General features: G+C 44.4%; 16 protein-coding genes. 1 reads left to right on the forward strand and 15 read right to left on the reverse strand.

The genetic code is table 11. The features are described from left to right. Window positions 1-10: 10 nt before the first annotated feature. The 15 genes from atpG to rpmH all read right to left on the reverse strand — a co-directional run bounded on the left by atpG (window position 11) and on the right by rpmH (window position 12,655). Window positions 11-880 carry an ATP synthase F1 subunit gamma gene (gene atpG, locus D888_RS0119330; protein WP_020678223.1) on the reverse strand — a complete coding sequence of 290 codons (870 nt, stop codon included), beginning with the start codon at window positions 878-880 and terminating at the stop codon, window positions 11-13. A 29-nt stretch (window positions 881-909) separates the two neighbouring features. Beyond that, window positions 910-2,418 (reverse strand): F0F1 ATP synthase subunit alpha, encoded by a 1,509-nt coding sequence (gene atpA, locus D888_RS0119335; protein WP_020678224.1) that lies wholly within the window; start codon window positions 2,416-2,418, stop codon window positions 910-912. Window positions 2,419-2,427: 9 nt separating this feature from the next. Then, on the reverse strand, window positions 2,428-2,970 hold the full coding sequence (atpH, locus tag D888_RS0119340; RefSeq protein WP_020678225.1) for an ATP synthase F1 subunit delta: 543 nt from the start codon (window positions 2,968-2,970) through the stop codon (window positions 2,428-2,430). Next, entirely contained in the window at window positions 2,967-3,545 is a 579-nt protein-coding gene (locus tag D888_RS0119345) for a F0F1 ATP synthase subunit B (protein WP_026362504.1), read from the reverse strand. Before D888_RS0119345 ends, atpH begins: the two co-directional genes overlap by 4 nt. Before the next feature lie 20 nt (window positions 3,546-3,565). Continuing rightward, window positions 3,566-3,994, reverse strand: a complete 429-nt coding sequence (locus D888_RS0119350) for a F0F1 ATP synthase subunit B (RefSeq protein ID WP_020678227.1) — start codon at window positions 3,992-3,994, stop codon at window positions 3,566-3,568. Window positions 3,995-4,198: 204 nt separating this feature from the next. Further along, the gene (locus tag D888_RS0119355) at window positions 4,199-4,579 is read right to left on the reverse strand and encodes a bactofilin family protein (protein ID WP_020678228.1); all 381 of its coding nucleotides are present in this window, start codon (window positions 4,577-4,579) and stop codon (window positions 4,199-4,201) included. A gap of 50 nt (window positions 4,580-4,629) precedes the next feature. Beyond that, window positions 4,630-5,484, reverse strand: coding sequence for a ParB/RepB/Spo0J family partition protein (locus D888_RS0119360; protein WP_020678229.1), 855 nt, complete (start codon window positions 5,482-5,484; stop codon window positions 4,630-4,632). Continuing rightward, window positions 5,477-6,253 carry a ParA family protein gene (locus D888_RS0119365; protein WP_020678230.1) on the reverse strand — a complete coding sequence of 259 codons (777 nt, stop codon included), beginning with the start codon at window positions 6,251-6,253 and terminating at the stop codon, window positions 5,477-5,479. The genes D888_RS0119360 and D888_RS0119365 overlap by 8 nt, the downstream gene beginning before the upstream one ends. A 116-nt stretch (window positions 6,254-6,369) precedes the next feature. Then, a complete protein-coding gene (gene rsmG, locus D888_RS22570; RefSeq protein WP_020678231.1) occupies window positions 6,370-7,011 on the reverse strand; it encodes a 16S rRNA (guanine(527)-N(7))-methyltransferase RsmG in 642 nt (213 codons plus the stop codon). Beyond that, entirely contained in the window at window positions 6,987-8,864 is a 1,878-nt protein-coding gene (gene mnmG / locus D888_RS0119375; protein WP_020678232.1) for a tRNA uridine-5-carboxymethylaminomethyl(34) synthesis enzyme MnmG, read from the reverse strand. The genes rsmG and mnmG overlap by 25 nt, the downstream gene beginning before the upstream one ends. A gap of 37 nt (window positions 8,865-8,901) precedes the next feature. Next, window positions 8,902-10,311, reverse strand: coding sequence for a tRNA uridine-5-carboxymethylaminomethyl(34) synthesis GTPase MnmE (mnmE, locus tag D888_RS0119380; protein ID WP_083928924.1), 1,410 nt, complete (start codon window positions 10,309-10,311; stop codon window positions 8,902-8,904). Next, window positions 10,268-11,908, reverse strand: a complete 1,641-nt coding sequence (gene yidC / locus D888_RS0119385; protein WP_020678234.1) for a membrane protein insertase YidC — start codon at window positions 11,906-11,908, stop codon at window positions 10,268-10,270. Before yidC ends, mnmE begins: the two co-directional genes overlap by 44 nt. Before the next feature lie 5 nt (window positions 11,909-11,913). Then, entirely contained in the window at window positions 11,914-12,147 is a 234-nt protein-coding gene (gene yidD, locus D888_RS23825; protein ID WP_083928925.1) for a membrane protein insertion efficiency factor YidD, read from the reverse strand. A gap of 9 nt (window positions 12,148-12,156) precedes the next feature. Further along, window positions 12,157-12,525, reverse strand: a complete 369-nt coding sequence (gene rnpA, locus D888_RS23830; RefSeq protein ID WP_083928926.1) for a ribonuclease P protein component — start codon at window positions 12,523-12,525, stop codon at window positions 12,157-12,159. Continuing rightward, window positions 12,503-12,655, reverse strand: coding sequence for a 50S ribosomal protein L34 (gene rpmH, locus D888_RS23835; protein WP_083928927.1), 153 nt, complete (start codon window positions 12,653-12,655; stop codon window positions 12,503-12,505). The genes rnpA and rpmH overlap by 23 nt, the downstream gene beginning before the upstream one ends. Window positions 12,656-12,905: 250 nt before the next feature. Here rpmH and dnaA point away from each other — a divergent pair, with 250 nt between their 5' ends. Continuing rightward, window positions 12,906-14,234 carry a chromosomal replication initiator protein DnaA gene (gene dnaA / locus D888_RS0119390; RefSeq protein WP_020678235.1) on the forward strand — a complete coding sequence of 443 codons (1,329 nt, stop codon included), beginning with the start codon at window positions 12,906-12,908 and terminating at the stop codon, window positions 14,232-14,234. The last annotated feature ends 40 nt before the right edge of the window (window positions 14,235-14,274 follow it).

Below are 14,274 nucleotides of genomic sequence, written 5' to 3' on the forward strand. Positions count from 1 at the left end.
TAACACTTAGCTATTTGACCGATTCTGAACCGGAGATAATCTCCATCAACTCGGTAGTGATCGCGGCCTGACGTGCACGATTATACTGCAAGGTCAGTTTACCGATCATTTCCGCAGCGTTACGACTGGCACTATCCATCGCAGCCATCCGTGCGCCATGCTCGGACGCATTCGATTCGAGCAAACCGCGGAAAATTTGAACATCAACCATCTTTGGTAGAATCTGGGACAAAACTTCAGGCCGATTCGGTTCGTAGATGTAATCCGTTGCATTTCCTTCGATCTCAGGCGTAGTTTCAGCCTTTATAGGCAACAACTGCTCAAGAGTAACAATCTGACTAATAGCACTCTCAAAGGCATTATAGATCAGGTATACGGCATCATAAGTCTCGTCTTCGAAAGAACGGACGATCTCCTGGCCCAGCAGCGACGCGGTCTTGTAGTTAAGATTTGCCCCCAGATTTTCGTGGACCTTGACAATATTGTCCCCGACACGGCTACGTAGAAATTCTTTCCCCTTGCGGCCGGTTATCATCAGGTCAATAGCATCGAACCCCTGCACATTCTCACGTATAAAACGCTCGGCGGCTTTCGAAACGTTGGCTGTAAATCCACCGCATAAACCACGATCTGCAGTGATCAGCAATATCAGCGCACGCCCTTTTCCGCGTTGAACCAATAAGGGATGAGCATCAACCTCTTCACGGCGAGCCAGGTTAAAGAGCACCTGCTGCAGCTTTTCAGCGTAAGGGCGAGCCGAAACAGCAGCTTCCTGGGCCCTGCGCAACTTCGCCGCAGAGACCATTTTCATCGCCTTTGTGATCTGCTGGGTATTTTTTACCGAGCTGATCCGTTTTTTTATGTCTTTAAGACTAGCCATGCGTTCAAACCTTTTGTCTGCAGTTTAAATCAAGCGCTGAACTGGCCTTTAAATTCTTCCAGAGCCTTTACAATGCGATCCTTAAGATCATCATCAATTGCATTCTTCTCGGTCAGGTCTTTGACCAGGTCTGATTTCTGACCGTCCATGAAGGAGATCATCTCCTGCTCATAGCGCTGAACAGTTGCAGCAGGGATATGATCGGTATAACCGTTATTGACTGCATAGATTGCCAGAACCTGCTTTGCAACGGGCAGAGGCTGATACTGACCCTGCTTAAGGATCTCAACCAGACGCTCACCACGAGCCAACTGCTTCTGGGTTTCTGCATCGAGGTCGGATCCGAACTGGGCAAAAGCTGCCATCTCACGATACTGAGCCAGAGCCAGACGCAGGGTACCAGCGACCTGTTTCATCGCCTTGACCTGAGCTGAACCACCAACCCGCGAAACCGAAAGACCGACATTGATCGCCGGACGCACACCCGAGTAGAAAAGATCGGTTTCAAGGAAGATCTGTCCGTCGGTAATCGAAATAACGTTGGTTGGAATATAAGCTGAAACGTCACCAGCCTGCGTCTCAATAATCGGCAGGGCGGTCAGACTGCCCGCGCCCAACTTGTCGTTAACCTTACAGGCCCGCTCTAACAGGCGACTGTGCAGGTAGAAAACGTCCCCCGGGAAAGCCTCGCGACCTGGCGGACGACGTAACAACAAGGAGAGCTGACGATAAGCAACAGCTTGTTTGGAGAGGTCATCATAAATGATCAGGGCGTGCTGGCCGTTGTCACGGAAGTACTCACCCATGGTAACGCCGGTATAGGGGCTGATAAACTGGAGAGGCGCCGGGTCAGAGGCCGTTGCAGCAACAACAATCGTGTAATCCATTGCACCGTGCTGACGTAGCTTTTCAACGACCTGAGCAACCGTCGAACGTTTCTGCCCGATGGCAACGTAGATACAGGTAACGCCATTACCCTTCTGATTGATGATCGTATCAATCGCAACCGCCGTCTTGCCGGTTTGACGGTCACCGATGATCAGCTCCCGCTGACCACGACCTATCGGGACCATGGCATCAATCGCTTTGAGTCCGGTCTGCAATGGCTCATGAACCGATTTACGTGCTACGATGCCCGGAGCTTTGAGTTCAACCTGGCTATAGGTATCGGTTTTGATATCACCCTTGCCATCGATTGGTATTCCGATACCGTTAACGACTCGCCCGATCAGAGCTTCGCCAACCGGAACGCGCACAATCTGTTCGGTCCGCTTGACCAGGTCGCCTTCTTTGATATGCTCCGAATCACCTAGAATAGCGGCACCGACATTATCGGCCTCAAGGTTAAGCACCATCCCCATGGTACCGCCAGGGAACTCAAGCAGCTCACCTGCCATTGCCTTGTCGAGTCCATGAATCCGGGCGATACCGTCACCTACGGAAATAATGGTTCCAGTCTCGCTGACCTCGATCTCACGACCGAACCCTTCGATCTGCTTCTTGATAATTGCACTGATCTCTTCTGCTCTAATTTCCATAATATTTTTTTACCCCTTTGCTAAGGTATCTGCGATCTGCTTAAGCTGGGTTTTCACACTTCCATCAAAAAGTTTGCCACCCATTTCCGCTTTGACCCCGCCGATAAGGCTTTGATCAACGGCAAGATTGAGAACGACTTTTTTGCCGGTCTGTTTTTCAAGCCCTGCACGGATCGCTTCATTCGTCTGGTCAGAAAGTGAATGAGCGGAGGTCAGCGTTGCGCGAACGATTCCCGAGAGCTCGTCTGCGAATCTTCTATAGTTTTCAGAGATTTGTGGAACCTGAGCAATTCGTCCCTTTACGACCAGCAGACCGAGAAAGTCCTTCATTCCTTCACTCAGTTTCATCAAATCCACGACATCATTCATGATGGCGCTCTTCTTCTCAACCGGAAGGGTTGGGCTATCTAGCAACAGACGCAGCAGATCCTGTTTGCTCATGACAGCGGCTACAGACGACAGTTCCTCGGCGTAGGGCTCTACCTGCCCAACTTCTTTGCCGATTGACAGCAGAGCCTTGGCGTATCTTATGGCAATCGCACTGTTACTCAATGTAACTCTCCCACCTTCTGCATATACTCGTCGATCAGACGGGTATCATCTTCGCCGGTAAAGTTCTTTTTCAAGAGGTCCTCGGCCAGTTCAACGGCCAGATGCACAGCTTCAGCCTGAAGCTGCGTGCGGGCCTTAGCGACCTCGCGAGCAGCTGACTTTTCGGCATCCTGCTCAATCTTGATCGCCATCTCACGAGCACTGGCAATAATTTTTTCTTTTTCCCGCTCACCTTCGAGCTTGATGCCTGCGCTGATCTGCGCAATTTCTGCATTAGCCAAGGTAAGCTTCTGATCATATTCCGCAAATTTGGTTTCGGCATTGAGCTTGATTTGTTCCGCTTCTGCCAACGCCTTTTCGATCTCTTCACGACGACCGGAAAGTCCTTTTTTCAAAGGTTTAGCCAGGAAATAAACCAGGATGCCGACTACGATTGCGAAATTGAATACCCGATAGAGAAAATCCTTAAGCAGAACTCCACTGTCGACAGCGTGTTCGCTACTCGAGGCATAGACAAGGCCTGTTAGCAGAACCATCAGTGCCAGTGTCAGCAATACTGTTCTTGTTGCGCGCATCGATATCCCTTCTTGTATTATCAGACCAGTGCCCGACCGAGTACCTTAGAGGCAATCTGCCCGGCCATCGCTTTGGCTTCACTCTTGAGAATCTGACCAGCTTGTGTCGCTTCGTTTTCGACCTGCTCACGAATACTCGTAATGCGCGCAACGGCTTTATTCTGAGCTTCGCCGGTTATTTCCGCTTCCTGGATGTGAGCTGTTTTACGTAACTCTGCACGTTCAGAAACCGCCGCGGATTTAGCCGCATTCAATTGCTCCTGATATTGCTTCATTTTTTCTTCAATACCGGCCTCAAGATCACGGGCACGCGATTTGCTGCCCACAATCTTTTCACGACGCTGAGCCATAATACCGAGCAGCGGACGATAGAGAATTTTATTAAGGATGATGAGGAGAATTATAAAATTAAAAAACTGCAGTATCAGAGTCCAGTCGAGACTGATCACTTGTCCACCTCTGCTAGATTAGTCGAACGATTTAAAGACGGTATACTGTATACAATAGAGTGTAGTAAAAAAAATCAGGCCAGAGCCAAAAACAGGGGGATAGCTAACATGCAGGTCAACTTATGTCAAGAAATTTTGCTACTTTGGGAATTTTAGACCTCTCGCTTAATAATGAAAACCAAACAATAGCAACTGCACCGGAATTTAACTGGTTTCGCCATTAGAAGCCTTGACATCACTGGCCATAAGGATCTCCCCATTAAACATGACCTTTTCTTCAATTTTAAGCTCGGGTGTTTGAATAGTGCCTTGGACATTCGCCGGGGCTCTAAGCTCCACTCTCTGTCTGGCAACGATATTACCCTTAAAATTTCCACTTAAGACCAGGCATCCAACATGGATATCCCCTTCAACCTCGGCCGTGTCACCCACCACCAGAGTGTCAGCGGAGTGAATTTCACCGACAAAGCGTCCATCTAGACGAACCATTTCATCAAAACTCAGCTTCCCCTCAAACTGACTTCCCGGGCCAAGGAAGGCTTTTATATCTGCTTTGTCGATATTTATCTGACTCTTCTTCATCATTGGACAATCCCATCAGCGACTGTGGCAACCGGGCCATGTCAGCAAAAAATCTAAAGTGTAACTCCTAGAAGGTCCAGAAGGCGGTCCAGGTCATCAAGGTTTTGATATCCGATTTCGATCTTACCTCCCTGCCCTTTTGGCAGGACACGCGCCTTAGCTCCCAACCGTTGAGTCAACGCTGAGGCAAGTGTTTCAAGGTTGGGATCAACTTCAGTTGCCTTGACCTTAGGTGGCGAAAAACCAAAACTCTTAATCTTCTTGACCAGCTTTTCTGTGTCGCGAACAGATAGTTTTTTACTGATGACCTGTAGAGCAGCTTCAAGCATATCTTCTTCGTTAGTCAGTGACAGCAGCGCTCTGGCATGCCCCATACTGATGCGACCACCATTCAGATCAGAACGAAGACTTGCAGGCAACTTCAACAGACGTAAAGCATTAGCAACAGTAGGTCTCTCCTTGCCTACCCTTTTTGCGACCTCTTCCTGTGACAAATCAAAGGTGTCGATCAAATATTGATAGGCCTCCGCCTCTTCGAGCGGGGTCAGATCTTCGCGTTGCACATTTTCGATCAAGGCCATCTCCAGAGCCCAGTCTTCACTGACATCCTGGATAACGACAGGGACCTTGTCGAGGCCTGCTTTCTGCGCAGCTCGCCAGCGTCGTTCACCGGCGATAATCTGGTAATAATCAGCAACCCGACGTACCACCAGAGGCTGAATTATTCCCTTCTCACGCACCGACGCAGCAAGTTCTACAAGTTTGGCATCATCAAAGTTTTTTCGAGGTTGGTTACTGTGGGGACGCAACTCTTCAATGGGACATTGAAAGTACTTCTTGCCACCTTCCTGAGCAGCTGTATTCAGAAGGGCTCCCATACCCTTCCCCAAAGCTGGACGCTTAGCCATGGACAACTTCCTCCTGTTCCATTACCTCTTTCGCCAACTCCAGATATGATCTCGCCCCAGTCGAAGCAATATCATAAAGCAGAGCCGGTTGACCGAAACTTGGTGCTTCCGACAGGCGCACGTTTCGAGGAATAACAACTGAAAAAACCTTATCGCCAAAGTGGCTTCTTATCTCATCGCTGACCTGGCGACATAGATTGTTCCGCCCATCATACATGGTCAGCAATATGCCTCCGATGGCAAGTCGCGGATTCAGTTCTCCCTGAACCAAACGAATAGTTTGCATCAACTGACCCAACCCCTCCATGGCATAAAACTCACACTGCAGAGGCACCAGCACATAATCGGCAGCAGTTAAGGCATTCAAGGTTAATAAAGACAGGGAGGGTGGGCAATCAATGATAATATAATCGTAATCGGCAACAATGGGGGTCAGGACAGTCTTCAACCGTGTCTCTCTTCCCGGTTTATCAATCAACTCAATTTCTGCACCTATCAGGTTGGTGTTTGAAGGCAGGATACTTAAAAACTCTAACTCACTCCCAACGATAACCCCGCGGATATCTTCATCTTCAATTAAAACATCATAAACCGTTGAAATTACCGTTGTTTTATCTACACCAAGCCCACTACAAGCGTTCGCCTGAGGATCCATATCGACCAACAGCGTCCTATTTTCAGCGACTGCTAACGATGCGGCGAGATTCACGGCAGTCGTAGTTTTACCCACCCCGCCCTTCTGATTAGCTACGGCGATAATTCGCGCCATAAAAGCTCCTTGTCGCGTAAAAAATGAAGTCGAATCCTATCATACACACCCAGGCAAAAGCATCCCATTTCTGAAACCTCGAACTTGAGCACAAAATATGTTTAATTTATAATTTTTTAGCTTCTCGATATTTCTAGAATTTGACGATTAGCCTTACAGAACGGGAGTTGATAACTATGCTTTTTGCAGATTATAAAATCGAACCGCGACAATGCTTCAGTGCTCTTGTTCAAGTTGACCTCATCCTTCGACCCTCGTAAAAGCAAAAGTCGTCCCCCAGGGGTCAACAAAGGGTGTACAAGCGCTAGTATTTTATCGAGCGGGGCAAATGCTCGTGCGGTGATTTGTGGATAGCTATTTTCCTTCACCAGCGACTCTACCCGGCAGTTCAAAGGAGTCAGGTTATTTAAAGATAATTTTCGACGCACATGTTTTTGAAAATTTACCTTCTTCCCGACCGATTCTACGCTGACAATAGCTAATTCTGGTCGGGCTATGGCTAAAGGAATCGAAGGTATTCCAGCCCCTGTGCCCAGATCAAGCAGCAGTTCATCTCGTAAAAAGAGTAAAAGTACCAGGGAATCAATTAGGTGCTTTTCAATCCCCTCCTGCTGATTTTTGATCGCGGTGAGATTTATGCGATCACTCCAGCGCAAAAGTTCATCCAGAAATTCAAGTTCACGTAGTAAAATTGACTCACTCAGCTTGATTCCGAAATTCCCAAGTCCCGAAATTAAATGTTCTGTTCTTTTTTCCATCGCTTTAGATATACACTCAATACGGCAATTGCTGCCGGGGTTACCCCCTGAATTCGACTGGCCTGCCCGAGGGTTTCGGGCCGAACCTCAGACAACCTCTCTTTTACCTCCTGAGAAAGCCCCCTAATACTGGAATACTCAAGTTCGGGCGGCAAACCTTCCCCTTCAAGAGAACCCATCCGAGCAACCTGTTCGTATTGCCGAGCAATATATCCTTCATATTTCACAGCAATTTCCAACTGCTCAAGCACCTCGGCTTCAAGAATTAAAAGCTCAGTAGAAAGGGAGCATAACTGCTCTATTTGAATCTCTGGGCGCTTCAGCAACTCCTTCAAACTTAAACTCTGGGTTAGATTCCCGAGGGCAAACCTAGCGACTGTTTCTTTTTGACGGGCGCTGACACGTTGTCTCTCCAACGCCTCTAGCCCTGCCGCAAATCCTTGCTGCTTCACCTCATATCGCAACCAACGGTCATTGGTGACCAACCCCACCTTTCGTCCTTCAGGAGTCAGTCTCTGATCAGCATTATCCTCACGCAACAAAAGCCTATATTCTGAACGTGAAGTAAACATACGGTATGGTTCACGAGTGGGCTGGGTGGTTAGATCATCAATCATCACCCCGATATATGCTTGATCACGCCCTAGAATTAGAGGTTCTTTCTGTTGCGCTCGACGGGCCGCATTTATTCCAGCCATAACTCCTTGGGCCGCCGCTTCTTCATACCCCGATGTACCATTGATTTGGCCAGCATGAAAAAGGCCAGCAATCCTTTTTGTTTCAAGAGATTTTGTGATCTGAACCGGTTCAACAAAGTCATACTCAATAGCATAACCAGGGCGCATTATCTCTACCTTCTCCAAACCAACCATCGATCGATAAAATCGGAGTTGGACATCCGGTGGTAATGAGGTAGACATACCACTTGGGTACATTTCGGCGCTGAGACGGCCCTCCGGTTCAAGGAAGGTTTGATGCGACTTTCGGTCTGGAAAGCGTACAACCTTATCTTCAATAGAAGGACAATACCGCGGACCTATCCCCTCAATAACTCCAGAATATAAGGGTGATTGGTGGAGATTTTTTCGAATAATGTCATGGGTTTTTTCATTGGTATTGGCAATATAGCAGGGAACCTGATCTATCTGGTGACTTTGAGTTAAAAAAGAAAAACCCTTCACCAGATCATCACCTGTCTGTGTTTCTAATTTTGTAAAATCAATAGAACGGCGACTTAACCGCGCTGGAGTACCGGTCTTCAATCGCCCAACCCTAAACCCTAAGTCACGCAAACAATCGGATAGACCCTCTGATGCCGGTTCCCCTGCACGACCACCGCTGTAATTTCTCAACCCCACATGGATCAAACCACGCATAAAGGTCCCAGTTGTCAAAACGACATTACGCCCTGCATAATAAAGACCCTCACGGGTCTTCACGCCACAGATGCCATGTTGTCCCACTTCGAGGGCTACTACAGCCCCCTGCTTCAAATCAAGATACGGTTCCGACTCCAATATCCGCTTCATTCGAGCACTATAAGCCATACGGTCTGCCTGGGCTCGACTGGCCCTGACGGCTGGGCCCTTACGGGTATTTAAGCGCCGGAACTGAATTGCCGTAGCATCTATATTCAGTCCCATCTCTCCACCAAGAGCATCAATCTCGTGTACCAGATGTCCCTTTGCTAAACCGCCGATAGCCGGGTTGCATGACATCATCGCCACAACATCCAACCCCATTGTCAGCAGGAGAGTAGTACAACCCATGCGCGCAGAAGCAAGAGCGGCTTCACAACCTGCGTGGCCTGCCCCAACGACAATTACCTGATATTCTTTTCCATACCCCTTCAATATCCACCTGCCTTAAATGTTCCACGTGGAACAAAAACTACTTACCTATACAAAAGCGGCTGAAGATCGAATCCAAAACATCTTCGGTCGTTGTTTCTCCGGTTATGTCACCCAGGGCAACAAGAGCTTCCCTAAGATCAGAAGCAAGAAATTCTAAAGAAAACCCCAAAGATACAGAATCAACAAAGCGCTGAAGGGAAACCATAGCATGGGAAGCAGCAGCATAGTGCCGTTGATTTGTCATGACGACAGAATTATCAATCCGAGATTGATGGCCTATTATCGCGTCATGGATCGCCTGTCGCAAAAGAGAAAGCCCCTCTCCACTCTTGATAGAAATAGAAATAGCATCCTTAATGTCTGAGAACTCAACAGAAGGTTCCAGGGGTAAATCACTCTTCGTAATAACCTTAATGTGCTTTTTATCTAGACAAGCATCCGCAGCGTCCTGGTCCTCTTGATCAAAGGGCCGAGATCCATCTATCATTAAAAGTACAAGATCCGCGGTAATAAGTTTACGCCGAGCACGCTCTACCCCTTCCCTTTCAATCGGATCTAGGCCAGCGCGCAATCCGGCGGCATCAATTAAGCGAACAGGAATACCATGAATAACCAGCCCTTCTTCCAAAAGATCTCGAGTCGTACCCTCAATCTCAGTAACTATCGACCTCTCCTCTCCGAGAAGAGCGTTCATCAGAGAGCTTTTACCGACATTCGGTTTACCAAAAAGTAAAAGAGAAACACCCTCGACATAACTTCGACCAGTATTATACCCCCCGCAGAGAACCCTTAATTCGTTTATAGACTGACTAACCTGCAGTTTTATTTCATTCATATCTTCAGTGGGAAGTTCTTCATCCGGGAAATCAATCCAGGCTTCAAGTAGCGCAAGTGAGTCCCTCAATTTAGCGGTATATGAGTATAATGTGCGTGAAAGCTGACCTTCCATCTGAGAAAAAGCAAGGGTCTGTGCCGTAGCAGAGCGGGCATGAATTAAATCGGCAATAGCTTCGGCCTGTGAAAGGTCTATTCTTCCATTAATGAAAGCTCGATAACTAAACTCTCCAGCCTTCGCAAGACGAGCGCCTGCCTTTAAAAATAAGGAAAGAATTTTCTCAACCGTTTGGTGACCACCATGACAATGAATTTCAACAACATCTTCGGCGGTAAAACTTCGTGGAGTTGCCATAAAGACAAACATTACTTCATCAAGCCTATGACCCTGCGAATCAAGCAGAAAGCCATGGTAAAAATAATGTGAATCAGGTCGATTGAAGGTACGGCTGGATTGAAAAAAAGGAAGGACAAGGTCAAGGCAATTAGGCCCAGAGAGACGAATTATTGCAACCCCACCCTCGCCGGGTGGGGTCGCTGGTGCGACAATTATATCCTGGCGATCCACATCAAGATCTGGCTGGTGTGCGGTTGATAAAATACTGCTGCGCAATGGTTAACAGATTGTTAACCAGCCAGTAGATGACCAGTCCGGAGGGGAAGCTGAGGAAGATAAAAGTAAAGAAAACAGGCATAAACATCATCACCTTGGCCTGGGTCGGATCCATGGTTGTTGGTGTCATCCGTTGTTGAAGAAACATCGTGAAACCCATGATCAAAGGCAAAGGACCCAAAGCGAAACCAAGGTGAAATGCATCGCTGATCAGCGTATCAGCCGCAGAGAGGTCTGTAATCCAGAGCATAAACGGGGCATGGCGTAATTCAATAGACTCAAGCAACACACGATAAAGCGCAAAGAATACCGGGATTTGTATAACCATTGGCAAACATCCTCCAAAGGGGTTGACCCGATTTTCCTTATAAAGTGCCATCATCTCTTGATTGAGTTTTTGTTTATCTTTGCCATGCTTGGCGCGTAATTTTGCCATCTGCGGTTGCAGATTTTTCATGGCATTCATGGAGCTGTAACTCTTTTGCGTTAATGGCCAGAAAATGGCTTTAATACAAACTGTTAATAAAATTATTGCAAAGCCATAATTACCGAGGAATCCATAAAAGAATTTAAGTGCAACCATTAATGGTCTGGCAATAATTCCGAAGAAACCAAGGTCAATGATATTTTCAAATGACAGGCCTGTTTGTTTTAAAAGATCATAATCCCTTGGTCCTAAATAATTTTTATACTTAAACTCATGAGAACCACCAGGTTGAATAGAAAAAGGCGGTGATGTAATAATATTTATTACAGAATCATTATTAAACTCAATCGTTATGTTCTTTAATGAATCTCCAATTGGCTTAACAATATTTGAGAAATATTTAGTTGTAAAGGAAGTCCATAATATATTGCTTCCATAAGTCTTACTTTCTTCTTTTAATTTTTTTGGTTCATCGTCATATAATTTGTTACCGTCATAAGTTACAGCTCCGACGAAATTATATCTATCACTTTTTTTCGAATCATCCCAATTACTTACGAGAGAGAAATTAACGTTTCCATTTTTTACTTGATTAGATAGATTATTAACAATTACATTAACATCAAAATAGTATTTATTAGGATAAAAGGTAAATGTTTTTGTAATTTGAATATTTTCGGCAGTAACTGTTTTGAAAGTAATATAAGATTTTTCGGTTGATGAAAGTAGAACTTCATTACTATTACCATCAAAAGTATAGTGCGCATTAGGAGGCAGATTAAATCCATCGCCGCCAAAAAAACCATAGGTACCCTTCTCTCCTGACTGTTCATCAACTATTTTAACAAAAGGAGAATTTTTAGAATTTGTTTGCTTGAATTTGTTGAGTTGCCCATCAATCAAACGTGCCCCGTCGGAACTAAAAACTAATTCGAAAAGATCGGATTTAACCTTTATCCTGCGTTCTTTCGCCGGTTGCGCTGACGGATGCATATCAATCAATGGTACCCGCTTCTGCACAGCTACGCCTGAGTGGTCAACGGGAACAACCTTTTCAACCACAGACTGCTCTTGAGCCGGTTTTTCATGGGTCGAAGGGTAAAGAAAATTGTAACCGGTCCACAAAAACAGAACCAGGGCGATAGCTATGAGAGTGCGTTTATTTTCCATTTAATTCAAACCTGGGAATCCCGCGGAGGAACAGGGTCAAATCCTCCGGGATGAAAAGGGTGACATTTACTGATGCGACGAATGGTCAATATACTACCAGTCAGAAGACCATGTTCAATAAGTGATTGACGTGCATAATTTGAACAACTGGGGTAAAAACGGCAGATTGGTGGATAAAGCGGAGATATCACATGTCGATAGATATCAATTAAAAATATAATAAGTCGCTTAAAAAACACGGCAAAAACCTATCCGAACAGTTCTTCAAGCTCATGCCAAATCGTATCAGTATCGACCTGACCGGCATCACGCTTAGCTATAACAGAAAGATCAACCGGTTTTTCCAGTCGAAATCGATTACAACGAAAAAATTCGCGAATAATCCTTTTTACCCTATTCCGTACAACCGCATTGCCAACTTTGCGACTAACAGTTACTCCTAAACGGCTATGTTCCTGAGAATTTATCAAAACCAAAAGTAAAAAATGGGGTGTATTTCTCTTACACCCCATTCGATAAACGGCATTGAATTCCCAGCGTTTCCGTAGCCGAGTTTCTCGCGGCAAAATAAAATGCTGCTCGGACAAAACAGTATTATTTTTTTGGAGTTGCTGCACTCAATAAACTACGCCCGCGAGCACGACGTCGACTAATCACGCGACGACCATTTTTTGTCTGCATCCGCTGACGAAATCCGTGAGTACGCTTACGTTTAATACGACTTGGTTGATATGTACGTTTCGACATTTTTATTTTCCTTTTGATATCAGTTGAGATGAACTGCTTCTTAAAACATATTTAGGGATGAAATGTCAAGTATTCTAGCACGTCAATTTATAAAAAAAATTAAACTGTCATTTGAAATAGGCGAATGAGATACGCTTGCAAAAATAAGACTGCTTTGCTAGCCTGACGCGAGTTTTAACCTTGAAAAAAGGTAACATTTTAGAGATGTCAACAGCTGTTGATAAATTGTTGACTAAAGGGATTGGGCACCATGGCACCGTCACTGTGGGATAAGGTTGCACTTCAACTGGAAAAAGAGTTGAACAGCCACAATTACAACACTTGGATATGTCCAATAAAATACGAATCGATAGATGATAACTTTTTAAATATTTCTGTGCCTAATAAATTTTTTTCCGATTGGATAAAAGACAATTATAAAAATAAAATTGAATCAATATTAAATAATATATTAAACAATAATATTAAATTAAATATAAACATTTCAAATATAATGATGAATCAAGAAAATAAGGAAGAAATAAAAATTGAAGAGAAAAAAGATCATATAAAAATAACAAATAATACGTTAAATAACAAATATACATTTGATAGTTTTGTTTCAGGAACGTCAAATCAATTTGCTCATGCAGCAGCAATGGCTGTAGCAAATAATCCAGCAACAACATATAATCCTTTATTTATATATGGTGGAGTTGGTCTAGGTAAAACACATATTATCAATGCTATTGGTAATTATATACATGAAAAAAATAATAACGCAAAAATAGCATATTATAGTTCTGAAAAATTTATGAATGAATTAATTAATTCATTAAGATATGCAAAAATGGAAGACTTCAGAAATAAATTTAGATCAATGGATGTTTTGTTGATCGACGACATACAATTTATTGCAGGAAAAGAAAGAACTCAGGAAGAATTTTTTCATACATTTAATGCTCTTTATGAATCACATAAACAAATAATTGTAACATCAGATAAATTTCCAAAGGAGATACCAGGACTTGAAGAGCGTTTAAGATCAAGATTCGAGTGGGGTTTAATTGCTGATATACAAGCTCCAGATGTCGAAACAAAACTAGCAATTCTTAAAATGAAAGCTGATCAAAATGGAATAAACATCCCAGAAGACGTTGGTTTTTTCCTGGCTAACTCAATAACAAGCAATGTCCGTGAATTGGAGGGTTATTTAGTACGAGTCGGTGCATATGCCAGTTTGACATCGACACCGATAAATATGGAAATGGCCAAAAATATTTTAAAGGACATCCTTGTTGAACAAAATAGAGAAATAACAATTGAAACGATTCAAAAAATAGTAGCAAATCATTTCAATGTAAAAACAATTGAACTCAAATCTTCTAAAAGACTTAAAACCCTGGTTTTACCCCGCCAGATAGCCATGTATATTTCTCGAAAAATGACATCCTGTTCGTTCCCCGAAATAGGAAATCGCTTTGGCGGAAAAGACCATTCCACGGTAATCCATGCTATAAAAAAAATAGATCAAAAAATGGTTGAAGACATTCAACTAAAAACTACTGTGGAAAGACTCATGGACAACATGCGTTCATAAAGTTGTTTATAAATTAAGGACAAAATGTGGATAAACAATA

This window comes from Geopsychrobacter electrodiphilus DSM 16401 (assembly GCF_000384395.1).
In the GTDB taxonomy this organism is placed as follows: Bacteria; Desulfobacterota; Desulfuromonadia; order Desulfuromonadales; family Geopsychrobacteraceae; genus Geopsychrobacter; species Geopsychrobacter electrodiphilus.